This window comes from Ferrovibrio sp. (genome assembly GCF_964218355.1).
Taxonomy (GTDB): domain Bacteria; phylum Pseudomonadota; class Alphaproteobacteria; order Ferrovibrionales; family Ferrovibrionaceae; genus Ferrovibrio.
Genome location: NZ_CAXPMC010000005.1, coordinates 58,085 through 81,093, shown reverse-complemented (window position 1 = coordinate 81,093; position 23,009 = coordinate 58,085). Strand labels below are relative to the sequence as shown.

The 23,009-nt window shown below is 62.9% G+C and carries 20 protein-coding genes; 3 read left to right on the top strand and 17 right to left on the bottom strand.

The window, feature by feature from the left end; translation table 11 throughout:
* Genes ACEQZY_RS01855 through ACEQZY_RS01810 form a run of 10 tightly spaced genes read right to left on the bottom strand, consistent with a single transcriptional unit; the run spans position 1 to position 11,478 of the window.
* Complete coding sequence (locus tag ACEQZY_RS01855; RefSeq protein WP_370151884.1) at positions 1-807, bottom strand: purine-nucleoside phosphorylase; 807 nt, start codon at positions 805-807, stop codon at positions 1-3.
* Positions 807-1,232, bottom strand: coding sequence for a cytidine deaminase (locus ACEQZY_RS01850; protein ID WP_370151882.1), 426 nt, complete (start codon positions 1,230-1,232; stop codon positions 807-809). Before ACEQZY_RS01850 ends, ACEQZY_RS01855 begins: the two co-directional genes overlap by 1 nt.
* A 2-nt stretch (positions 1,233-1,234) precedes the next feature.
* Positions 1,235-2,209, bottom strand: coding sequence for an ABC transporter permease (locus ACEQZY_RS01845; protein ID WP_341702231.1), 975 nt, complete (start codon positions 2,207-2,209; stop codon positions 1,235-1,237).
* 3 nt (positions 2,210-2,212) lie between these two features.
* Entirely contained in the window at positions 2,213-3,349 is a 1,137-nt protein-coding gene (locus tag ACEQZY_RS01840) for an ABC transporter permease (RefSeq protein WP_370151880.1), read from the bottom strand.
* Positions 3,346-4,947, bottom strand: a complete 1,602-nt coding sequence (locus tag ACEQZY_RS01835; protein ID WP_370151878.1) for an ABC transporter ATP-binding protein — start codon at positions 4,945-4,947, stop codon at positions 3,346-3,348. Before ACEQZY_RS01835 ends, ACEQZY_RS01840 begins: the two co-directional genes overlap by 4 nt.
* Positions 4,948-4,970: 23 nt before the next feature.
* On the bottom strand, positions 4,971-5,972 hold the full coding sequence (locus ACEQZY_RS01830) for a BMP family protein (RefSeq protein WP_370151876.1): 1,002 nt from the start codon (positions 5,970-5,972) through the stop codon (positions 4,971-4,973).
* A gap of 54 nt (positions 5,973-6,026) precedes the next feature.
* Positions 6,027-7,046, bottom strand: coding sequence for a BMP family ABC transporter substrate-binding protein (locus ACEQZY_RS01825; protein WP_341702235.1), 1,020 nt, complete (start codon positions 7,044-7,046; stop codon positions 6,027-6,029).
* A 7-nt stretch (positions 7,047-7,053) separates the two neighbouring features.
* Entirely contained in the window at positions 7,054-9,423 is a 2,370-nt protein-coding gene (locus tag ACEQZY_RS01820; protein WP_370151874.1) for an aldehyde dehydrogenase family protein, read from the bottom strand.
* A gap of 8 nt (positions 9,424-9,431) precedes the next feature.
* A complete protein-coding gene (gene deoC, locus ACEQZY_RS01815; RefSeq protein ID WP_370151872.1) occupies positions 9,432-10,469 on the bottom strand; it encodes a deoxyribose-phosphate aldolase in 1,038 nt (345 codons plus the stop codon).
* A complete protein-coding gene (locus ACEQZY_RS01810; RefSeq protein ID WP_341702238.1) occupies positions 10,438-11,478 on the bottom strand; it encodes a sugar-binding transcriptional regulator in 1,041 nt (346 codons plus the stop codon). Before ACEQZY_RS01810 ends, deoC begins: the two co-directional genes overlap by 32 nt.
* Before the next feature lie 233 nt (positions 11,479-11,711).
* Between ACEQZY_RS01810 and ACEQZY_RS01805 the strand changes: the two genes are divergently transcribed.
* The 3 genes from ACEQZY_RS01805 to ACEQZY_RS01795 all read left to right on the top strand — a co-directional run bounded on the left by ACEQZY_RS01805 (position 11,712) and on the right by ACEQZY_RS01795 (position 14,219).
* Entirely contained in the window at positions 11,712-12,650 is a 939-nt protein-coding gene (locus ACEQZY_RS01805; protein ID WP_370151870.1) for an IS1595 family transposase, read from the top strand.
* Between the two features lie 180 nt (positions 12,651-12,830).
* Positions 12,831-13,358 (top strand): hypothetical protein, encoded by a 528-nt coding sequence (locus tag ACEQZY_RS01800; RefSeq protein ID WP_370151868.1) that lies wholly within the window; start codon positions 12,831-12,833, stop codon positions 13,356-13,358.
* 192 nt (positions 13,359-13,550) lie between these two features.
* Complete coding sequence (locus ACEQZY_RS01795; RefSeq protein ID WP_341702239.1) at positions 13,551-14,219, top strand: hypothetical protein; 669 nt, start codon at positions 13,551-13,553, stop codon at positions 14,217-14,219.
* Between the two features lie 13 nt (positions 14,220-14,232).
* Here ACEQZY_RS01795 and pncA read toward each other — a convergent pair whose 3' ends face one another.
* Genes pncA through ACEQZY_RS01760 form a run of 7 tightly spaced genes read right to left on the bottom strand, consistent with a single transcriptional unit; the run spans position 14,233 to position 22,961 of the window.
* On the bottom strand, positions 14,233-14,865 hold the full coding sequence (pncA, locus tag ACEQZY_RS01790; protein WP_341702240.1) for a bifunctional nicotinamidase/pyrazinamidase: 633 nt from the start codon (positions 14,863-14,865) through the stop codon (positions 14,233-14,235).
* Between the two features lie 25 nt (positions 14,866-14,890).
* The gene (locus tag ACEQZY_RS01785; protein WP_370151866.1) at positions 14,891-16,585 is read right to left on the bottom strand and encodes an AMP-binding protein; all 1,695 of its coding nucleotides are present in this window, start codon (positions 16,583-16,585) and stop codon (positions 14,891-14,893) included.
* A gap of 58 nt (positions 16,586-16,643) precedes the next feature.
* A complete protein-coding gene (locus tag ACEQZY_RS01780) occupies positions 16,644-19,142 on the bottom strand; it encodes an amidase (protein WP_370151864.1) in 2,499 nt (832 codons plus the stop codon).
* Positions 19,120-19,839 carry an ABC transporter ATP-binding protein gene (locus tag ACEQZY_RS01775; RefSeq protein ID WP_370151862.1) on the bottom strand — a complete coding sequence of 240 codons (720 nt, stop codon included), beginning with the start codon at positions 19,837-19,839 and terminating at the stop codon, positions 19,120-19,122. The genes ACEQZY_RS01780 and ACEQZY_RS01775 overlap by 23 nt, the downstream gene beginning before the upstream one ends.
* A complete protein-coding gene (locus ACEQZY_RS01770; RefSeq protein ID WP_370151860.1) occupies positions 19,829-20,854 on the bottom strand; it encodes a branched-chain amino acid ABC transporter permease in 1,026 nt (341 codons plus the stop codon). The genes ACEQZY_RS01775 and ACEQZY_RS01770 overlap by 11 nt, the downstream gene beginning before the upstream one ends.
* Positions 20,855-21,721, bottom strand: a complete 867-nt coding sequence (locus ACEQZY_RS01765; protein WP_370151858.1) for a branched-chain amino acid ABC transporter permease — start codon at positions 21,719-21,721, stop codon at positions 20,855-20,857.
* A gap of 10 nt (positions 21,722-21,731) precedes the next feature.
* Positions 21,732-22,961: an ABC transporter substrate-binding protein gene (locus ACEQZY_RS01760; RefSeq protein ID WP_341702247.1), complete on the bottom strand. Its 1,230-nt coding sequence runs from the start codon at positions 22,959-22,961 to the stop codon at positions 21,732-21,734.
* Between the last annotated feature and the right edge of the window lie 48 nt (positions 22,962-23,009).

Here is a 23,009-nt window from a genome sequence, read left to right as displayed (position 1 = left end):
TCACCTCTGCCCGGCAAAATAGGTTTCCAGCAGGGCCCGTACACCGTCGGCAGCCTGCCCGGCCGCTGCCATTGTCTGCTGGTGGCTGAGCGGCGCGGCATCGAGACCTGCGCCGGCATTGGTGATAATCGACAGGGCCGCGACCCTCATGCCCAGATACCGCGCCAGGATCACTTCCGGCACCGTCGACATGCCAACCGCATCGGCGCCGAGAAACTTTGCCGCACGGATTTCCGCGGGAGTCTCGAAATTCGGCCCGCAGAACCACATGTAGATGCCATCCTGCAGCGTGATCCCGGCTGATGCCGCAGCCCTCTGCAGGGCCGCTCGCAGACCGGGGTCATAGGCATCGACCATGTCGACGAACCGGCGGTCACCACTCTCGCCGAACAGCGGCGAGACGCCGGTGAAATTGATATGGTCGGTGATCAGCATGATGCTGCCCGGCGGCATCTCTGCCCGCAGGCTGCCGGCGGCATTGGTCAGCAGCAGGGTCTCGCAGCCGATCTCCTGCAGGGTCTGCAGGGCAATCCGCATGCCGTCGGGCCGGCCGTGTTCGTAATAGTGGCTACGCCCCTGCATGATGGCGACCGGTACCGGCCCGACCTGGCCCAGCAGCAGGCGACCGGCATGGCCGCCGACGCCAGGCCGCGGGAAACCCGGCAGGTCGGCATAGGATATCGACGCCACAGGCTGCACCGTGTCGGCAAAGGCGCCGAGACCGGAGCCCAGCACCATGCCGGTCTGCGGCCGGAAGTCCGGCGCAGCGGCGCGGATCGCTGCAATAGAGCGCGTCACGTCGTCCATCAGCGCAGCTTTCCCGGCAGGTTCTTCGGACCGAAGGACAGCGGCAGCAACTCGCCCAGACTGACCGTGCGACGCAGGCCGCGCGGGCCGCAAACATGGACCGGCAGGCTGTCCGTGGCGAATTCCCGCAGCCGCTGGCGGCAGCCGCCGCAGGGTGTGACCAGCGCCCGGCCCGGTCCCATGACGACGATCTCGGCGATACGCCGCTCACCATCGGCGACCATGGCGGCAATGGCCGAGGTTTCGGCGCACCAGCCCTGCGGATAGGCTGCATTCTCGACATTGCAGCCGGCATAAAGGCGGCCGTTGCCGCCACGGATGACAGCTCCGACCGGGAAACCCGAATAGGGCGCATAGGCCTTCGCCATAATCTGGCGGGCCAGGACGATCATCTCGGCAGCAGGCAGTTTTGGCCGGGCGGCCATGCTCAATGCTCCTTCACATAGGGAATGCCGCCCGCCTTGGGCGCGACGGCGCGGCCGACAAAGCCGGCGAGCAGGATGACCGTCAGCAGATACGGCAGCACCTGGATGGCCTGCACCGGCACCTCGCCAAAACTGCCCAGCCGCACGCCCTGCAGACGGATGGCCACAGCATCCAGCAGACCGAACATCAGGCATGCACCGAAGGCCGGCAGCGGCCGCCACTTGCCGAAAATCATTGCGGCCAGCGCAATGAAACCCTGTCCGGCGCTCATATCGCGGCTGAAGGCCGCGTTCTGGGCAATCGACAGATAGGCACCGGCAATACCCGCCAACAGGCCGCAGATGATTACCGCGCGATACCGCAGCCAGGCAACGGAAATGCCGGCGGTGTCGACGGCCAGTGGCACCTCGCCCACCGCCCGCAGCCGCAGGCCGAACCGCGTGCTGCCCAGAACCCAGTGGGCCAGCGGCACCAGCAGCAGGGCGACATAGACCAGCAGGTTATGGCCGCCGATCAGTTCGGCATAGACCGGACCGATCACCGGCAGGTCGCGGACCATGTCGGCGCCTGGCCACTGCAGCGGCATGAACCGCGCCTCCGGCGGCAGCGACGGAGTCTGGCCGCCACGCCGGAACCACGCCATGCCGAACACGATGGTCAGGCCGGACGCCAGGATATTGATCGCCACACCGCTGACAATCTGGTTGCCGCGATAGGTGATGCAGGCCAGCCCGTGCAGCAGGCCGAGCAGAACGGAGATACCGATGGCGGCGGCCAGCGCCAGCCAGGCCGAGCCGGTGACCGCAGCCATAGCTGCGGCAACGAAAGCCGCCGAGAGCATCTTGCCCTCCAAGCCGATATCGAAAATGCCGGCCCGCTCCGAGAACAGGCCGCCCATCGCACAGAGGATCAGCGGCGTCGCCACCCGCAGGGTGGCTGCCAGAACAGGAACAAGGCCGGCGAAAAACTCGTCCATGGCTCAGGCCCTTTCCGTGCCGGCAGCCGCTGCCGCGGACGGCCGGCGCAGCAGCACAAACAGGCTCTCGAACCATGGCCGCGTCATGTAGGCCAGCGCACCGGAGAACAGGATCACCAGCCCCTGGATCACCACCACCATCTCGCGGGTGATGGTGGGAAATTCGAAGGCGAGTTCGGCTCCGCCCTGCTGCAGCACGCCGAACAGCAGGCTGGCGAGCACGACACCGAAAGGGTGACTGCGCCCCATCAGCGCCACCGCGATACCGGTAAAGCCATAACCGGCAGTGAAATTCAGGATCAGGCGGTGCTGTACGCCGATCAACTCGTTCACCGCCATCATGCCGGCCAGCGCCCCCGACAGTCCCATGGCCAGCAGGATCATGCGCCGGCCATTGATACCGGCATAGCTCGCGGCCCCGGGATTCTGCCCCATGGCACGCAGTTCATAGCCCCAACGGGTATGCCACAGGAACACCCAGACCAGCACACAACAGGCAAGCGCCAGCAGCAGGGAAAGGTTAAGCGGTGATTCACCCATGGCAAATCCGGCACTTCGCAGCACCATATGCAGCAGCGGCAGATGCGCACTGGCTGCGAATTCCCGGCTTTCCGGCGACATCACCCCTGGCGCGATCAGCACATTGACCATCAGATAGACCATCAGCGCCGCGGCGATGAAATTGAACATGATGGTGGTGATGACGATATGGCTGCCGCGATACGCCTGCAGCCAGGCCGGAATCAGCGCCCATACCGCACCAAAACCGGCCGCGCCGAGAATGGCCAGCGGGATCAGGAATATCCCCGGCAGCAGGCCGTCCAGTGCCAGAACCACAAGACCAACGCCCAGGCCGCCGATATAGGCCTGGCCCTCGCCGCCGATGTTGAACAGGCCGGCATGGAAAGCCAGGGCAACCGCCAGACCTGTGAAGATGAAATTGGTCGCATAATACAGCGTGTATCCGATGGCTTCCGGATAACCAAAGGCGCCGATCAGCATGACATGCACCGCATCCAGCGGATTGACGCCAACCGCCAGCACGATCAGGCCGGCCACGAGAAAAGCAAGCATGACATTGGCCAGAGGAATCAGGCCGACATCGATCCAGGCCGGCAACGGCTGCCGCGGCGCTTTCACGAGGCTGCCCGGTTCATGGCCACGTCACCATTGGCCGTCGGCCATGCATTCGCCATCATCAGGCCGAGCCTGCGTTCATCTGCCTCAGTGCCGGCCACTTCACCGACAATCCGGCCGCCGAACATCACCAGAATCCGGTCAGCCAGCGCCATCACTTCGTCCAGTTCCACCGAAACCAGAAGAATACCGCAGCCGGCATCGCGCATGCGTAAAAGTTCGCGGTGGATGAACTCGATGGCACCGATATCGACGCCACGCGTCGGCTGGCCGACCAGCAGGACCTTCGGGCTGCATTCGATCTCGCGCGCCAGGATCAGCTTCTGCTGGTTGCCGCCCGAGAAGTTGCGCGAATCCAGGGCCGCATGCCGTGGTCGCACGTCATACTGCTCCATCAGCTCGCTGCAATGCGACACCATGGCCTTGCGGTTGAGCAGGACGCCCTGGTTGAAGCGCGCTTCGCGGTGATAGCCAAGAATGGCAGTTTCATTCGCCTCGAACTGGGCCACCATACCGTAGCGATGGCGATCCTCAGGGACATGGGCAAGCCCAAGCCGGCGCATTTCCGCCGGATCGACAGGATGGTCGCGGTCGATCTGCCGGCCAGCCAGCCGGATGCTGCCGCTGGCGGGGAGGCGCATGCCGGCCAGCAGCTCCAGCAGCTCGCTCTGACCGTTGCCGGACACCCCGGCAATACCGACGATCTCACCGGCATGAATGGCCAGCGAGACATCGTCGACCAGTGTTACGCCGCGCGCATCCCGGAAAAAAAGGTGCTCGGCCTGCAGCACGGCGTCTCCCGGCTGGCAGGAGGACTTGTCCAGTCCAAGGCGGATTTTGCGACCGACCATCAGCTCCGCCAGTTCCTCGCGCCCGGTGGCTGCCGTCTGGCGATGAGCCACGATCTGGCCCTGGCGCATGACATACACATTGTCAGTGATCGCCATGATCTCGCGCAGCTTGTGAGTAATCAGGATCACCGTCACGCCGCGTTCGCTGAGGGCGGAGAGAATACGGAACAGCTGATCGGTCTCCTGCGGTGTCAGGACTCCGGTCGGTTCATCCAGCACAAGGATGCGAGCACCGCGATAGAGCACCTTGAGGATTTCCACCCGCTGCTGCTCGCCAACCGGCAGGTCGCCGACCAAGGCATCCGGATTGACCCGGAGGCCATATTCCCGCTCCAGCCGCTCCAGTTCGCGGCGCGCACCAGCCATGCTGCGACGCAGGAGCGGGCCACCCTCGCTGCCCAGCAGAATGTTTTCGAGAACTGTGAAGGAATCCACGAGCATGAAATGCTGATGCACCATACCGATACCCGCCGCGATGGCATCGCGGGGTGCGTGGATCGCCACCCGTTTTCCGTCAACCCGTATCTCACCGCTATCGGCCTCATAAAGGCCGTAGAGGATGCTCATCAGGGTGGACTTGCCGGCCCCGTTCTCACCGATGATCCCGGTAATCGACCCGGCCGGCACTGACAGCGACACCCCGCGATTGGCATGCACCAGGCCGAATGATTTATGAATATCGCGCAGCTCGATAGCAGGAGGAGCCTGATGCTCCCCCTGTATCGTTGCCTGCACCGCCGCTCCCGACATCAGGGCAGGTCCGCTGCCGGACCCTACATCTTGCAGCTGTTGTCACTCATGTAGTCATGCACGGCGATCTTGCCGGCGATGATATCGGCCTTGGCAGCCTCCACCTTCGTCTTCATGTCGGCACTGACCAGTTTCTCGTTATGCTTGTCGAGCGCCCAGTCAACGCCGCCTTCCTTCAGGCCCAGCACAGTGACGCCGTCCTTCCAGTTGCCCGCGGCTGCAGCCTTGAAGCTGTTATACGCCGCCAGATCGACCCGCTTGACCATCGAGGTCAGCATGGTGCCCGGATGCAGGTGGTTCTGGTTGGAATCGACGCCGATGGCCAGCTTGCCGCGATCCTTGGCGGCCTGGTAGACGCCGATGCCGGTGGCGCCGGCGGCGGCGAAGACGACATCCACGCCACGGTCGAACTGCCCCTTGGCCAGCTCGCCACCCCGCCCCGGATCGTTCCAGGCAGACGGCGTCGTGCCAGTCATGTTGGCGATCACTTCCGCCTTCGGGTTGGCGTATTTCACACCCTGCTCGTAACCGCACTGGAAGCGGCGGATCAGGGGAATATCCATGCCGCCGACGAAGCCGACCTTGCCGGATTTGCTGGCCATCGCCGCAGCCACACCGACCAGGAAAGAGCCCTCATGCTCCTTGAACAGCACCGACTGCACGTTCGGCAGCTTGACGACGCTGTCGATCAGGGTGAACCGGATCTTCGGAAATTCCTTGGCAACCTTTTCGACGGCATTGGCCTGCGAGAAGCCAACGCCGATGATCGGATCGTTGCCGCGCTGGGCAAAGCGGCGATGCGCCTGTTCGAACTGGGTTTCGTTATTGACCTCGAATTCGGCATAGCCGGTCTTGGTCTCGGTCTTGAACCTCTCGACGCCGTTGGCGACGCCTTCATTGAAGGACTTGTCGAATTTGCCGCCCATATCGAAGACGACCGCCGGCTTGATATCGGCCGCCTGGGCCGAGGCAGCCGTCATCGCGATGGCAAGAGCCCCGATTGTATTGCGGATCAGCGCAGTCATGATTCTGTTCCTTCCTTGTCCCTGTCGTTTACGCGTCTGTTTATGCGAGACTTCTTATGGCGTGCATTTGTTGTTGGTCATGTAGTCATGCACCCTGATATTGCCGGCGATGATGGCTGCCTTGGCCTGATCGGCCCCGGCCTTCATCTCGGCGGAGATCAGCTTTTCGTTATGCTGGTCGAGCGCCCAGTCGACACCGCCCTCCTTCAGGCCAAGAACGGTGACGCCGGGTTTCCAGCTGCCGGCTCTGGCGTCGGCGAAGCTGCGATAGACGGCCAGGTCGACCCGCTTGACCATCGAGGTCAGCATGGTGCCCGGATGCAGATGGTTCTGGTTTGAATCGACGCCGATTGCCAGTTTTCCATTATCCTTGGCAGCCTGCATGGCGCCGAGCCCGCTGGTACCGGCGGCAGCGAAGACCACATCCACGCCGCGGTCGAACTGACTCTTCGCCAGTTCCGCCGCCCGCCCGGGATCAGTCCATGCAGCTGGTGTGTTGCCGGTGGAATTATACAGAACGGTGATCTTCGGGTTGACGTGTTTGGCACCCTGCTCGAAACCACAGTAGAAGCGCCGCACCAGCGGAATATCCATGCCACCGACCATCCCGATGGTGCCGGTCCTGGATGCCATGGCCGCCAGCAGGCCGACCAGGAACGATCCTTCATGCTCGCGGAACAGGATCGACTGCACGTTCGGCAGGTCGACTACCGTGTCGATCACGGAAAAGCGGGTTTTCGAATATTCCCTGGCCACGGCGGTGACGGCGGCCGTCTGGAAGAAACCAACGCCGATGATCGGGTCGTTGCCGCGTTGGGCGAAGCGGCGATGCGCCTGCTCGAACTGGGTTTCGTTGGAAATCACGAAATCGCGGTACTCGATCCCGGTTTCCGACTTGAACCGCTCGGCGCCGCGATAGGCGGCCTCGTTGAAAGATCCGTCGAACTTGTCGCCGATGGAAAAGACGATAGCAGGCTTGATTTCCGCGGCACGCAACGGAAGCGCCACGGCGCCGACCATCATGCCCATTGCCCCTGCAACCAGACCCAGACCGAGAAAGCCGCGCTTTGTCATTGCCGCCTCATGCTCCGTAGGGAATCCATATGTTCTTCACCTGGGTGGCGCGCTGGAGAAACAGCCGCCCTTCGCCCTGCGCGGCATTATGCCAGTCACGCCGGCCTGCCGGTTCGGTCCAGGTCTGTTTGAGATCATCGGCCGAGGCCTGCTCGACCATGGCGATACCGGCAGCATCGCCGAAATACCAGAGGGCATCCACTTCGTGATGCTCCGCCAGTGTCTTCGCCAGGTCCTTGCTTCCGCCGGTGACAATATTCACCACGCCGGCCGGCATATCCGAGGTATCCAGAACCTGATAGAAATCGGTTGCCGCCAATGGATGCCGTTCGGAGGGAACCACGATCACCCGGTTGCCCATGGCAACCGCGGCAGCCCAGAGCGATGTGAAAGACAGCAGCGGCATCTCGTCGGGGCAGACAATGCCCAGGATGCCGAGCGGCTCGTTCATCGCCAGCACCACACCGCGCAGCGGCGGGTTATGCACGGCCCCGTCATACTTGTCGGCCCAGGCAGCTGCACTGAACAGGCGCTGAATGCTGGCCTCGACCTCCTGCCGCGCAGCACCGGCCGGCTGTCCGGTCATTGCAGAAAGCCGGGCTGCGAATTCGCTGGCACGGGCAGACAGATTCTCGGCGCAGTAATACAGGATCTGGGCCCGCGAATGGCCCTGTCCGGTCGACCAGCCTTCCGCCTTGCGGGCGGCCTCGACAGCGTTGCGGATATCCTTGCGATTGCCATCGGCCACCCTGGCCAGCAGCCGACCCTGTATATCGAACACATCGCGGCTGTAGCCGCTGTCAGGCCGCGCCTGCTGACCGCCGATATAGAGTTTCGGCGTGCGGTCGATGGCCGGGATCGCAGATGGACGACCTGCCGCCTTCCCCGGTTTGCGTGGCTTCGCGGCAGAGGGCGGTGCCGGAGACAGGTATTCCAGCATGCCCTCGCGACCGCCCTCCCGGCCGAATCCGGATTCCCGATAGCCGCCGAAACCGCTGGCCGCGTCGAACTGGTTGGTGCAGTTGACCCATACCACGCCGGCTTTCAGCTTCGGGGCGATGTCGAGGGCAAGGTTGATATTCTCGCTCCAGATGGAGGCAGCAAGGCCGTAGCGCGTGTTGTTGGCCAGCGCCACCGCCTCGGCCGGCGTACGGAACGTCATGCCGACAAGGACCGGGCCGAAAATTTCCTCCTGCGCTACCGTCATTGACGGCTCGGCATTCGCCAGCAACGTCGGCGGGTAGAAGCAACCTGACGCCGGCATTGCGGTGGCCGGGCGCCACAAAGCAGCCCCCTCGGCAACCCCATTCTGCACCAGCGCATCGATGCGGTCGCGCTGGCGGGGCGAGATGATGGCGCCGATATCGGTGCATTTGTCGAGCGGGTCTCCGACCCGCAGGGTTTCCATGCGTGCCCGCAGGTGGGCATAGGCTTTTTCCGCGATGCTTTCCTGCACCAGCAGGCGCGAGCCCGCACAGCAGACCTGGCCCTGATTGAACCAGATGGCATCGACCAGCCCTTCGATGGCGGCATCGAGATCGGCATCCTCGAACAGGAGGAAAGGCGACTTGCCGCCAAGTTCAAGACTGAGCTTCTTGCCGCTGCCGGCCGTGGCGGCGCGGATCAGGCGGCCGACTTCCGTCGAACCGGTAAAGGCGATCTTGTCTATACCGGCATGGCGGACAATCATCTCGCCGACCGCACCATCCCCGGTGACGATATTGACCACGCCCTTCGGCAGGCCGGCCTCTGCACAGAGCTCGGCAAACAGCAGGGCGGTCAGGCTGGTTTCCTCGGCAGGCTTCAGCACCACGGTATTGCCAGCCGCCAGGGCCGGCGCGATCTTCCAGGCCAGCATCAGCAGCGGGAAGTTCCACGGGATGATCTGGCCGGCGACACCCAATGGCCGGTGATCCGGGAATTCGCTGTCGATCAGCTGAGCCCAGCCGGCATGGTGGTAGAAATGCCGGGCAACCAGCGGGATGTCGATATCCCGGGTCTCGCGGATCGGCTTGCCATTATCCAGCGTCTCCAGCACGGCCAGAAGACGCGCATGTTTCTGCACCAGTCGCGCCAGGGCATAGAGGAACCGTGCCCGGCCATGACCGCCAAGCTTTGCCCAGCCGGCCTGCGCTGTCCGTGCAGCGGCAACAGCGACGTCAACATCCGCAGCGGACGCCTGCGCGACCTCGGCCAGCTTCTGTCCCGTCGCCGGATTTATGCTGGCGAACCAGTTTCCATCTCCCGGCCGATGCCAGCCACCGTCAATGAACAGGCCGAGGCGACGGCTGCGCGCCTCCAGCCAGGCTTCGGCCGCCGTCGCGCTTTCCGGGGCGGGGCCGTAATCCATGCTGTCCATCAGGGCCGCGATGCTCATCGGAATCCTCAGGCCATCGGATGGCGGTGGGCGGCGGAATAGCGGCCGCCGGCATGATGTTCGAGCTGGCGTTCGATGTCGTTCAGGAGGCTGGAGGCCCCGATCCGGAACAGGTCCGGCTGCAGCCAGGGCAGGCCAAGCTCTTCCTTCATCACCATCTGGTAGACCAGAACGTCCTTGGCGGCGCTGATGCCGCCAGCAGGTTTGAAACCGATCCGGCATCCGGTCATCGCATGATAGTCGCGGATCATCCGCACCATCACCAGGGCGAAGGGAAGGGTCGCGTTGACGGATTCCTTGCCGGTCGAGGTCTTGATGAAATCGGCACCGGCCATCATGCAGATCACCGAGGCGCGGGCGACATCCTTCAGCGTACCAAGATCGCCGCAGCCAAGGATTGCCTTCACATGCGCCTCACCACAGGCGGCTCGGAAGGCGCGCATCTCGTCATAGAGCTGCCGCCAGTTCCCGGTCAGGACCAGCGAGCGGTCGATCACGATATCGATCTCGCGGGCACCTGCCGCCACCGATGCCTCGATCTCGCGCAGGCGCAGGTCGAAGGGCGTGAGGCCGGCCGGAAAGCCGGTGGAAACTGCGGCAACCGGGATCGCCGTCCCCTCCAGGGCTTCGACGGCGGTGGCCACCATGGCATGGTAAACGCAGACGGCGCCGGTGGTGATGCCACGATCGGCAAGGCCAAGCCGTGCAAGGATGTCCTGCCGCACCGGCTGGCGTGCCTTGGCGCAGAGCCGCCGCACGCGGCCCGGCGTGTCGTCGCCGGACAGCGTGGTCAGGTCCATGCACGTGATGGCCTTCAACAGCCAGGCCGCCTGTGCATCCTTCTTCACGCTGCGGCGCCCGGGCAGGCTGGCCGTGCGGCGTTCGACGGCGCTGCGGTTGATGCGGATCGGCTCGATCAGGTCGAGATCGAATGGCAGGCCCGGATTGCGGCCATGTTCGCCACCGGACACCGCGGCGCCGGCCGGCGCAGTGCGCCGGGCCAGCCGTTCGCGGTCAAGCGGCGCGACCTTCTGCGCCTCGCCCATCGCGAGCCTCCGTTGTTGCATCCAGCAAGGCCAGGATACCGGCCGCGGCATCCTCGTCGATCACCAGGTCGCTCAGGGCACCGGTATGCAGGGCCGCCAGAATCGCCCTCGCCTTGCGTGCTCCGCCGGCAAGGCCAACCACACGGCGGCCTTTCAGATCGGCGATGCCCAGCCCCATAGACAGGCGGTTCAGCGAAGCTGCAACCGGGCGGCCGGCCTCGTCGATGAAGCTGCCCATCAGGTCGCCAACCGCCCCCTGCGCCCGCAATTCGCTCCATTCACGCTCGTTCAGCATGCCGATCTGGCGCAGATGGGCGTCGGCCTCGAGGCTGCCGATCCCGACCATGACCAGATCGGCCCGGCGCGCCAGCTGCAACATGTCGCCGACGCTTTTCTGTGCCAGCAGGACCTCGCGCTCCGCTTCGCTCGGGGCCAGATATGGCACCGGCAGGAAATAACCCTGGCCGCCGGTGCGCTCGCTCAGACGCAGCACGATGTCGAGCGGATTGGCGGCCAGATTGCGGTTGAGGCTGCCGGAAACCGCGACCACTTTCAGGTCCGGGCGGACCACTTCGGGCAGATGCTGGACCACGGCAGCCAGCGTGCGGCCCTTGCCGACACCCACGACGGCAATCTTTTCCGTGGTCAGAACCTGGTGCAGCAGCCGTGCCCCGGCCGCACCGATGGCCGCAAAGGCATGGCTTTCGCTGCCGGCCGGATCGGCAGGGGTCAGAGATGGCGCCACCATGCAGCTGGCCAGGCCGAACCGCTCCCGCAGGGCATCTTCCATGCGGGCGCATTCCGCGGGCACGCCCTGGACGAAAACCTTGACCAGGCCGCGGCGCAGGGCGTCGGCGATCAGGCGATGCGCCTTGGCCTGGGATACCCGCAGGCGATCGGCAATCTGCTGCTGGGTATAGCCGCCGATATAGGACAGCCAGGCCGCCCGGGCCGCGAGGCCCTGATCGTCGTCTTCCATGGCAGAAGTCGTGGATGCGCGCTTGCCCATGATAAAATTTCAGGTGGTGAAATTTTATTCACGCTGTCACGGGACCGTCGCGGGAGTCAACGGGACGCGGAATCTTATCCACCGTTTTCTGGAGCATGCCTCCCGGGGAGGCAATTCGCCCGCACCGGGCTTTGCTCCGATGCTCCGCAGGCACTCGGATAGGAATAAGAACCTAATTATATACTTGACTGAACATCGTCCGTTCGGTATAAAGGGCCCCTGAGGATAAGCCCATGACCGACCTGACCAATCCCATCTTCACCGACGAAGCCGCAGCCCGCGCCCATCTGGAGGCGATCCGCTGGCCGGATGGCCCTTCCTGCCCCTATTGCGGGGTGACGGACGAGTCCAAGGCGCTGGGCGGCCAGTCCATGGGCGACGGCTGGTATCACTGCTCGGCCTGCCGCAAGAAGTACACCGTCCGCGTCGGCACCGTTTACGAGCGCAGCCATGTCCCCCTGCATAAGTGGGTACTGGCTACCCATCTGCTGTGCGCCTCCAAGAAGGGGATGAGCGCCCACCAGCTTCACCGCATGCTGGGCGTCACCTACAAGACCGCTTGGTTCATGGCCCATCGCATCCGCGAGAGCATGAAGGACACCAGTCCGGGCCCCATGGGCGGCCGCGGCCAGCCTGTGGAAGCCGACGAGACCTATTTTGGCAAGGTGGACGAACCCACCATGACCCGCTCGGACGGCAAGCCCTATCACAAGGCCGGCGCCCGTGGTCCTGCCAACAAGCGCGCTATCGTCTCTCTGGTCGAGCGTGGCGGCAATGTCCGCTCGTTCCATGTCGAGCGCGCCACCAAGAACACGGTGCTGGAAATCGTCTCCAAGAACGTGACCGTCAACGCCACGCTCTACACCGATGAAAGCCGCCTCTATACCGATGCGGACCTGTACGTCTCACAGCACGAGACGGTGAACCACTCGGCCAAGGAATACGCCCGTGGCCCCGTGCATACCAACACCATTGAAGGCTATTTCTCGATCTTCAAGCGCGGCATGAAGGGCGTCTACCAGCATTGCGGCGAGAAGCATCTGCACCGCTATCTGGCGGAATTCGATTTCCGCTACAACGCCCGCAAGATTGAAGATGACGCCCGCGCCGTGCTTTCCCATAAGGGTGCGGAAGGCAAGCGTCTGACCTATCGGCGGTCTCACAGCGCATAAGCCGCTCAGTCCTGCGGCAGTACGACGCTCCGTTTACGCTTTCCTTGGGCTGGCGATTTTGAAGCGTCGTTTCCCTCGGGACTCTTAGCCCCTTTCCCCATAGGCTTGTTTCGTGTTGGCGGGGTCTGAAGCATCCGCTTCAGCACCTCGTCGCGCTTTGCATCATCGGGGGATTTGGTCATGGACATGACTCCAGACGAGGATTTTCACAACGCCCTCTATCTGTCGGTTGGGCAGTTAGTAATTCCATGGGCTTTTGTGGAGCAAGGGCTGACTCAGTGGGTTGAAATTATCTATACAAGAGCGCGATCACCGCACGGAGAATCTACTATTCCAACAGAACTGCGCCGCAAAATGGAATTTATAAAGAAGTGTTTTAAGACCACGCCTAGCATCATGCACCTTGAGCCTAGAGTTAAAGGCATGATCGAAAGGATGCATCCGATTATTGACGCGCGGCATTGGCTGATACACGGAACTCTCAGCAAATGGGATTTAAATAAGCAGACATTCACCTTTGTTAGAATGGATGCCAATAAGCAACATCACCGCATCAATCAAAAACAATTCACATTCAAGCGCGTTCTAAAACTTGGGCAAGACTGTCTCGACCTGAGTAAAGAGACATCCACGTTCTCTCATGATTTGTTGGATATCTTTATGCCCGAGAATATGCGCCACAAGTTTTCGCGCAAACGCTCCCCCTAATTCACCAGGGCGGTTTTCGTATTCCCAGATCATATCGGCGACTTCTCTCTCGACTTCTTCGAGAGCGCCGGCCTGTCCGTTCTCATTTTCCATAATCACACCGTTCAGTCAAGTATATAATTGGGAATAAGAACATATTGGAAATTTTTACGATCAATAATAGAACATACAGTGTCATTCATGGAGAAACCGATGTCCCTGTCACCTTCCCCCAGCCTGATTGCCGGCCTGCGCAGCCGGATCGACCGCCTGACCGTCAGCAGCCGGGTCCTTGCCGGGAAGGTCGCCCCCTTCGGGGATGCGGAGATCGACTCGGCCCTGCCCTGGGGCGGCCTGCCAGCCGGCAGCCTTCACGACCTGATCGGTCCGCCACAGGCCGTGACCGGTTTCCTGGCGGCGTATCTTGGCCAGGTCAGGCGCAGCCGTCCCGTGCTGTGGATCACCCCGGAGCCGCAATTCCATGCCCCGGCCTTCGCCGCCTACGGCTTCGACCATCGCCGCCTGACCGTTGCCTGGACACGGCGCGCCCAGGACCGGCTGCTGGCTTTCGAAGATGCCCTGCGCAGCCCGGGCTACGCGGCCGTGGTGGCCGAAGTGGATGGCCCGGACCTGGCCGCTTCCCGGCGGCTGCAGGCAGCGGCGGCCTCCGGGCAGGTCCTCGGTTTCCTGCTCCGCCGCGACCATGGCGCTTCCGCAGCCCTGACCCGCTGGCAGATCCGGCCCAGCCCGAGCGATGGCCGCAACCCGCGCTGGCAGGTGGCATTCGATCCCGGCCGGGCGGGCCGCCCCAAGGCCTGGCTGACGGAGTGGAATGCCACGGCGGGACAGTTCACGTCGGCAGAACAGACTGCTGCCGCTTGAACAGAAGCACGCTTCAGACGAACTGACCCGCGGTTATCACCTGCACATCGGCGGCCTGCAACTGCTCCAGAGCGCCGGCGCGACTGCCATTCAGGTCGATGGCCCGGCAGGCATCCTCTATCAGATAGGCCGGGAAACTCTCCCGGCGACCGTCCAGCGCAGACCAGCCGACGCAGAAGTCCAGTGCCAGACCGCAGAAGAACAGGCGGTTCAGCCGCCGCTCGCGCAGATAACCGGCGAGGCCGGTGCGGGATGTCTTGTCGTTCTCCATGAAGGCCGAATAGGAATCGATCTCGCCGCGAAAGCCCTTGCGGATCACCAGTTCCGCCGTATCGACGCGCAGGTCCGGGTGGAACTCTGCGCCGGTGCTGCCCTGGATGCAGTGATCCGGCCACAGGGTCTGCGGGCCGTAGCTCCACGCGATGCTCTCGAAGGGTTGGCGGCCGGGATGCGTCGAGGCAAAAGAACGGTGCCCGGCCGGATGCCAGTCCTGGGTCAGGATCACATGGGCGAAGCGCCCGATCAGGCCGTTGATCACCGGCACAACCGCATCGCCGTCCGGCACCGCGAGGGCGCCGCCGGGGCAGAAGTCGTTCTGCACGTCGATCACGATCAGCGCATCATCGGGCCGGATCTCGATCGTCATTGCCAGGATGCCTCCTTCGCCCGGATCATGCCGTGGCCGCCTCCCTCAGACCGAGTTCCTCGACCATCGCCTTCCGCATCATGAATTTCTGCGCCTTCCCTGTCACCGTGACCGGAAAGGCATCGACGAAGCGAATATAGCGTGGAATTTTCTGGTGCGCGATCTGCCCGCGGCAGAAGCCGCGGATATCTTCCTCGGTCGGCTGGCTGCCCGGCTTCGGCACGATCCAGGCACAAAGCTCCTCACCGTATTTCGCATCGGGGACGCCGAAAACCTGGACATCCTGCACATTCGGGTGGCGGAACAGATATTCCTCGATCTCACGCGGAAACAGATTTTCACCACCGCGGATCACCATGTCCTTCACCCGGCCGACGATGTTGCAATACCCCTCCTCGTCGAGAACCGCCAGATCACCGGTATGCATCCAGCCGGCGGCATCCACCGCCTCGGCCGTCTTCCCCGGCTCGTCCCAGTAGCCCCGCATCACCGAATAACCCCGGGTACACAGCTCACCCTTCTCGCCTGGCCTCAAAGTCTCGCCCCGCTCCCCGACGATCTTGACCTCAACATGGGGATGAATCCGCCCGACGGTCGCTACCCGCCGTTCAAGCGGATCATCCACACCGCTCTGGAACGAGACCGGACTGGTTTCCGTCATGCCATAAGCGATCGTCACCTCGCGCATGCCCATGTCGCGCACCACCCGCTTCATCACCTCGATCGGGCAGGGAGCGCCGGCCATGATGCCGGTGCGCAGGCTGGACAGGTCGTAGCTGCCGAAATCCGGATGGTCCAGCTCGGCGATGAACATGGTCGGCACACCATGCAACGCCGTGCAGCGTTCGGCCTGCACCGCCTCCAGCACGTCCTTTGCGTCAAAGCCCTCTCCGGGGAATACCATGCAGGCGCCATGGCTGACGCAGGCCAGGTTCGACAGCACCATGCCGAAACAGTGATACAGCGGCACCGGGATGCAGAGCCGGTCACGTTCCGACAGCTTCATGCAGCGGGCGGTGAAATAGCCATTGTTGACGATATTGTAGTGGGTCAGGGTTGCGCCCTTGGGCAGGCCGGTGGTGCCGCTGGTGAACTGGATGTTGATCGCCTCGTCCGGATCGAGGCCGGCCGCGATCTGATCAAGACGGGCGCGCTGGGCCGGGCCTGCCAGCCGCAGAACGGCGTCGTAATTCACCATGCCCGGCGTTTTCTCCTCGCCCAGCCTGACGATGCAGCGCAGATGCGGCAGACGCTTCAGATGCAGCGCCCCCGGATCCCCTTCCGCCAGATCCGGTGCCAGTTCCAGCAGCATGCCGAGATAGTCGCTGGTCTTGAACCGCGGCGCCACGATCAGGGCCTTTGCCTGCACCTTGTTGAGGGCAAATTCCAGTTCGGCGATGCGGTAGGCCGGATTGATGTTCACCAGGATCAGGCCGATCCTGGCCGTGGCGAATTGCGCCACCACCCATTCCGCCCGGTTCGGCGACCAGATGCCGATACGGTCGCCCTTCTGCAGGCCAAGCGCCAGAAGCCCGGCGGCCAGATCATCCACGGCGCGCGCCAGATCGTAGTAGCTCCAGCGGATTCCCTGGTGGCGCACGACCAGCGCCTCGCGGGCACCATGCCGCTCAACCGTCCGGGCCAGCAGGCCGTGAACGGTCAGGCGCAGCAGGGGCTCCGCGCTCTCGCCGCGGGTATAGGCCTCGGTGAGGCGGTTCATGGCTGTTTCCTCCTGCGGTATATATCCGGCTATCTGATGCAGCCGGTTTCGAACCCGCCTACATATTACGCCAGTCGTCAGCCTGTTCAAAAGCGTGGGCTGCCTGGTAGATGGTGGCCTCGTTCCAGTGCTTGCCGATCAGCATCACACCAATGGGCAGCCCTTCGCTGAGACCGCAGGGCACCGTCATCGCCGGATGTCCCGTCGTGTCGAACGGCGCGGTATTCGGCAGAATTTCGAAGGCCCGCTGAATAACCAGTTCCGGGCCGCTGCCCGGCGGCGGCAGCGGCTGCGCCTTCATCGGCAGGGTCGGCATCAGCAGAAGGTCGCAACGATCCAGTGCCGCATCGTAGGCCAGCCTCAGCTGGCGGGCCAGATTCTGCGCCTTGGCATAATAATGGCCGCGATAATGCTTGAGGAAATACTGGCCGATGAACATCGATATTTTCAGACTGTCCGACAACTCATCAGCGCGGCTGCGCCAGTTGGCATGGGCATCCAGCAGGCTGGTGACATAAAGCCCCTTCCAGTTGGTGCCGAACCCATTGCCGTTCATCATCAGGTCGGTCAGGCCTTCGAGGGCGATCGGCGTCCAGATCGCCGTGCCCAGACTGTGCATTGGCACCGATACTTCCTCGACCTGGGCACCGAGCTGGCGGTACAGCTCCGCTGCGGCGCGGACCTTCTGAACCACATCATCCTGCATGCCAGGAACGGCGAAGCTTTCCTTCACCACACCGATCCGCATGCCCTTGACGCCGCGGCCGAGTGCAGCCGTGTATTTGTCAACCTTGGGGGCATACTGGCGCGGATCGAGTCCATCTTCGCCAGCAATGACCTCCAGCAGCAGTGCGTTGTCGGCCACGGTGCGCGTCATCGGCCCGGTATGATCGATGGTGATCTCGATCGGCATAATGCCGCTGTATGGCACCAGGCCGTGGGTCGGCTTCATGCCGTAGATGCCACAGAGCGAACCCGGCATGCGGATTGAACCACCCTGGTCACCGCCGATCGCCATCTCGACCTCGCCGGCACCGACCAGGGCCCCGCAGCCGGATGATGACCCGCCCGCCGAGTACCCCATCTTCCATGGATTATGGACCGGGCCGGTGGCATTGGTGTGGCTGCCGCCGGACAGACAGAAATATTCACAATGGGCCTTGCCGACGATCGTGCCGCCGGCATCGAGAATGCGCGTCACCACCGTGGCATCCACATCCGGGACATAGCCTTCCAGCGTGGAGGCACCATTCATCATCGGCACACCGGCCAGGCAGACATTGTCCTTCAGCACGACTTTCTTTCCGGACAGAGGCCCGCGCGGCGCACCGCGCACCTCGGCCTTCACATACCAGGCATTCAGCGGATTCTCCGCCGGCTGGGGCCGGTAGCCCGGCGTGCGCGGATAATCCACCGGCGGCAGGAAATCCGGCAGGGCGTCGACAGTGTCGTAGGCCTGAATGGTGCCTTCCATCAGGCTGAGATAGGTCCGCAGCGTATCGTCGCTCATCGCCATGCCGAACTCGGCCACGATATCGCGCAACTGCGACTCGGTCGGACGCTTGACAGTCATGTAACTGGTCCTCGCAGGATCGGTGGAAGCGGAAGCAGGCGGTGGATGAACGGCCGATGGCCGCGGCCGCTGCAGCGGCAGGGAGGTCGACAGGCCAGATACAAGTCCGCCCTGCATCTGAATGGGTGCTGGCCGCTGGGCCTGCGGCAGGGGGACGGCGGTTGTGGCCGGCCGCGGCATCATCGGCTGGGCCGTCCCCGGCCCGGAAAGGCGACGGCCGGCACCAAAGCCGGCAAATTCCTCGATGATCGCAGCGCTATGAATCTCGCTGCCTTTCACCTCCCCGGTGATGCGCCCCTTCTGCAGGATCAGCACCCGGTCGGAAAGCTGGGCAATGAAATCAAGATTCTGCTCGACCAGCAGCACGGTCAGGCCGCGCGCTTTCACCAGCTGCCGCAGCAGAACCGCCATTTCCTTGATGATGGAGGGCTGGATGCCCTCAGTCGGCTCGTCCAGCAGGGCCAGCCGCGGTTCGCCGGCCAGGCAGCGGGCCAGGGCCAGTAGCTGCTGCTCACCGCCACTGAGGCTGCCGCCCCGCCGGTCGAGCAGCCGCTCCAGTCGCGGAATCTCCTCAAGGATGCGGTCGATGGGCCCCTCATCCGTGCCGATCAGAGCCATGCGCAGATTCTCGTGGGCTGTCAGGTCCGGGAAAATACCCCGCCCCTGCGGTACATAGCCGATGCCGGCGCGGCTTCTTTCGAAGGGCGGCAGGGCGGTAATATCTTCGCCGTCGAAAGCGATCCGCCCTCCGGCCGGCCGGATATAGCCCATCAGAGTCTTCAGCAGGGTGGTCTTGCCCATGCCATTGTGGCCGAGGATGCCGACTGTCTCGCCCGGCCTGACCTCGAAATCCAGATCATGCAGTACGGGAATCTTGCCATAGCCAGCCGACAGCCCGCGGATTTTCAGCAGGACATCTTTGCCATTCCCGTTACCGGTATGCTCTGTCGCCGCCATCGCCTCAGGCCCCCAGATAGACTTCACGCACACGGGCATCCGAGAGCACCACATCAACATGATCCTCGATCAGGATCGCGCCCTGGTGAAACACCGTGACCTGGTCGCCGATCATCCGGATGAACTGCATGTCGTGCTCGACAATGATCATGGTGGTATGGCGGTTGATTTCGCGGATCAGGACAACCATGCGCTCGACCTCGTCATGGGTCATGCCGGCCGCGGGTTCATCCAGGAGGACCAGCCACGGATCGGCAGCCACCACCATGGCGATCTCGACCTGCTGGCGCTGGCCATGGGCCAGTTCGCCGACAATCCGTGCTGACAGGTCGCCCAGGGCGAAGCGTTCGGTCAGCTCGGTGACCCGCGCGGCTGCCTCCGCCCCCCTGTGGTGCCGCTCGACTGCCAGGGCAAGATGCTCCCGCACGGTCAGGCCATTGAACAGGCTTGGGGTCTGTGTCTTCACCCCGATACCGGCATCGGCAATGCGGCAGGGCGGCAGGCCCGCCACCGGTTTGTCCGCGATCAGCACCTCGCCTGCCGACGGAGTCAGCTGGCCGGTCAGACATTTGAAGAAGGTGGACTTGCCTGCACCATTCGGCCCGATCAGGCAGCGCAATTCGCCTTCACGCAATTCGAAATCAACATTATCGACCGCGACCACCCCTCCGAACCGCATGCTGAGGGCCCGCGTCTCCAGAACCACCGCGCCTTTAACTGCCATGGCCGCCTCGCTGCGGTTTGGATCGCACCGGCCTGCGGCGCCGGGTCACAATCTGCATGATGGCCGGCGCCAATCCCTTTGGCAGAAGCAGAACGAACAGAACAAGGATAGCACCGAGCACGAAGGCATTGTTAATCACCCCCTGCTGGCCCAGCAGTGTGGTGATGTACTGGATCAGCACGGCACCGATCACCGGTCCGAGCAGGGTGCCGAGGCCACCGACGATCACCCAGATGATAATGGTCGCCGACTGCGCCAGGCCGAACAGGCCGGGACTGACGAAATTCCCCCAGTTGGCAAACAAGGCGCCGGCCAGACCGCCGACGGCACCACCGATGGCAAACACGGCCGTCTTGTAAAGGCGGACGTCATAACCCAGCAGCTCGGCCCTAGTCTCGTTCTCGCGGATGGCCACCACCACCCGGCCGAAATGCGTGGTCATCAGCCAGTGCAGCAGGAAATAGACCCCGATCAGGAAAGCCATTGCTACATAGAAAAACTGCTCAGGATCGAGTACGGCCCCGGGATCGCCCGGAATATTCAGGGTTGGAAAGCTCGGGATGCCATTGAAACCGCCCAACCGTGCGGTCCCGACCACCCAGGTTTCGTTGGCCGTCGAGTTAATGAACTTGAAGAGGATGAGCGTGACAACCAGTGTCATCACTCCCATATAGACATCGCTGATCCGCCCGTAGAACATCATGGCGCCCAGCAGGAAGGCGAAGGCCCCGGGCAGCACGATTGCCAGCAGGAACGGCCCGGTACTCTCCCCGACATTGATTGCGGCAACGGCATAGGTGTAGGCACCGAGGCCGAAAAATGCGGCCTGGCCGAAGCACAGGATTCCCCCATAGCCCCAGATAAACCCGAGGCTGAGCGCCAGGATGGCATAGACAATGTATATGCTGACCTCGAGCAGGGTGATCAGGTCGACAACCAGCGGCAGGCCGACAAGGATCAGCATTCCCAGTGCCGCCACCAGAATGTGCCGGTTTCTCCTGTCGCTGGGTGCCATCTATACCTGCCGGGTGAAAAAGCGGCCGGTGATGCCCCGCGGCAGCAGTCGCAAAAGGACAATCGCCGCAAACAGCATTGCAACATCACCCCAGACCGGCGTGGAGGCGAGCATGGTCAGTTGTGTCAGGGCGCCGAACAGGCCTGCACTGGATAAGGTGCCGGTCACCACTGCCGCGCCTCCGGATATGACCGTGATGAAAGCTTTTGCCACATAAAGGCCGCCGCTGGTCGGCGTCAGCCCGGTCAGCGGCGCCAGAATCCCCCCCGCAAGTCCCGACAATGCCGCACCGATGGTGAAGGTCGCCATGTAAATCCGTTTCGGATTGTGACCAAGGCCGGATGTCATCTCGGCGCTCTGCATCGCTCCACGCGCGACCAGGCCGAGCCGTGTCGTCTTCAGAACCAGGAAGATTGCGGCCATCAGGGCGGCGCCAGCCACGAGGATGAATATGTTATATCCGCTGACCTGATAGGCGCCGATACTGAAACCGCCAATCGGCGTGGATATTCCGGTTGTGGTGTTACCGAAGATCATGGTCACCGCACCGGTCAGAAGCAGACTCAGGCCCCAGGTTGCCAGCATGGTATCCAGCATGCGGCCATAGAGAAACTGGATCACACAACGCTCAACGATCAGCCCCAGCAGACCAACCACCAGCGGAGCAACGACCAGCATGGCAATGTATATGTTGATTCCCGCCTGCACGGAGACAATGGCGGCATAGCCGCCGATCATCAGAAATTCACCATGGGCCAGGTTGATTACGCGCATCATGCCGAACACTACCGCGAGGCCGGCACTGATCAGTGCCAGACTCGCGATGGCGTACAGAACCTCAATGATAACAACGCTGACGAAGTCCATCGACCGGAGCTCAGATCTTGATCTCGTATTGCTTCGTGTCGTTCGGATTTGCCTTCAGGTCGCAGACCGACTGGGTATCCTTCGGCGGGACCTGCGCCAGGCTTTTTACGACGGTCATCTTCTGCCCCTTCACCTCGATGACATGTACATCCAGGGTGCAGTGATGGGTCTTCGGATCGACAGTGACCTTTCCGGCCGGGCCATCGATTGAAATGCCGGTTTCCAGGGCCTCGATCACCTTCATGCGATCGATACTGCCTGCTTTCTTTACACCGGCCGCCCAGAGCAGAACACCCTGGTAGGTGGCCACGGCCAGCTCGTGGATTGGCTTGGTGTCGCCGAATTTTTTCTGCCACTTGTCGAGGAAAGCCTTGTTGGCAGGCGTGTCCAGCTCCTTCGAGTAATTGTAGGCGAGCAGGATGCCGTCGCCTTCGGCCGGCGTCAGCACCACCTGCTCGTTCCCGGCGCCCAGCGTGGTCGATGCCATCGCTATCTTGGACTTCATGCCGGCAGCCGCCCACTGACGGTAGAATGACAGATGCGCACCGCCAACCAGGGCCGACATCACGAAATCCGGTTTCGCACTCTGCACCTTGGCAATGGTGGCGCCGAAATCCGACACATCGAGCGGGAAGAAGTCGGTCTGGATCACCTCTCCGCCATTCTGCTTGGCGTAGTATGCCACCCATTTCGAGATGATCTGGCCATAGTTGTAGTCAGCAGCCAGAGTGTAAATCTTTTTACCGAACTTGCTGATGGCATAGGGCATCAGCGCTTCCACCGACTGCGCCGGGGTCACGCCGGTGCAGAAAATATTACGGTCGCAGACACCACCCTCGTATTGGGTGTTGTAGAAATACAGCGTCTTGAAACGATCGAGAGTGGGGCGGATCGCCTCGCGTGAGGCAGAGAGAATGCCGCCATGCACCACCGACACCTTGTCCTTGAGTGCCGCCTGCTGGCCGAACTGGGTGTAGAGCGGAATCTGGGACTGGGTATCATAGGTGACCTGGTCAACCTTCTTGCCGAGCAGGCCACCCGCCGCATTGATTTCCTCGAGAGCCAGGATCACGGCCTGGTCCATCGGCTTGCCATACAGATCGAACAGGCCTGACAGGTCATGGATGCTGGCAAGCTTGATCTCTCCGCCAGCAGCATAGGCCCGGCCGGCAAATCCGGTCGCGGTCAACGCCGAGATGGCTGCGGCGCTTTGCAGGAAAGAACGGCGGTCAAACTGCATGGGTAGCCTCCATTGGTTTCGTGATCTGGTTAATCTCAGGCCCGGCAG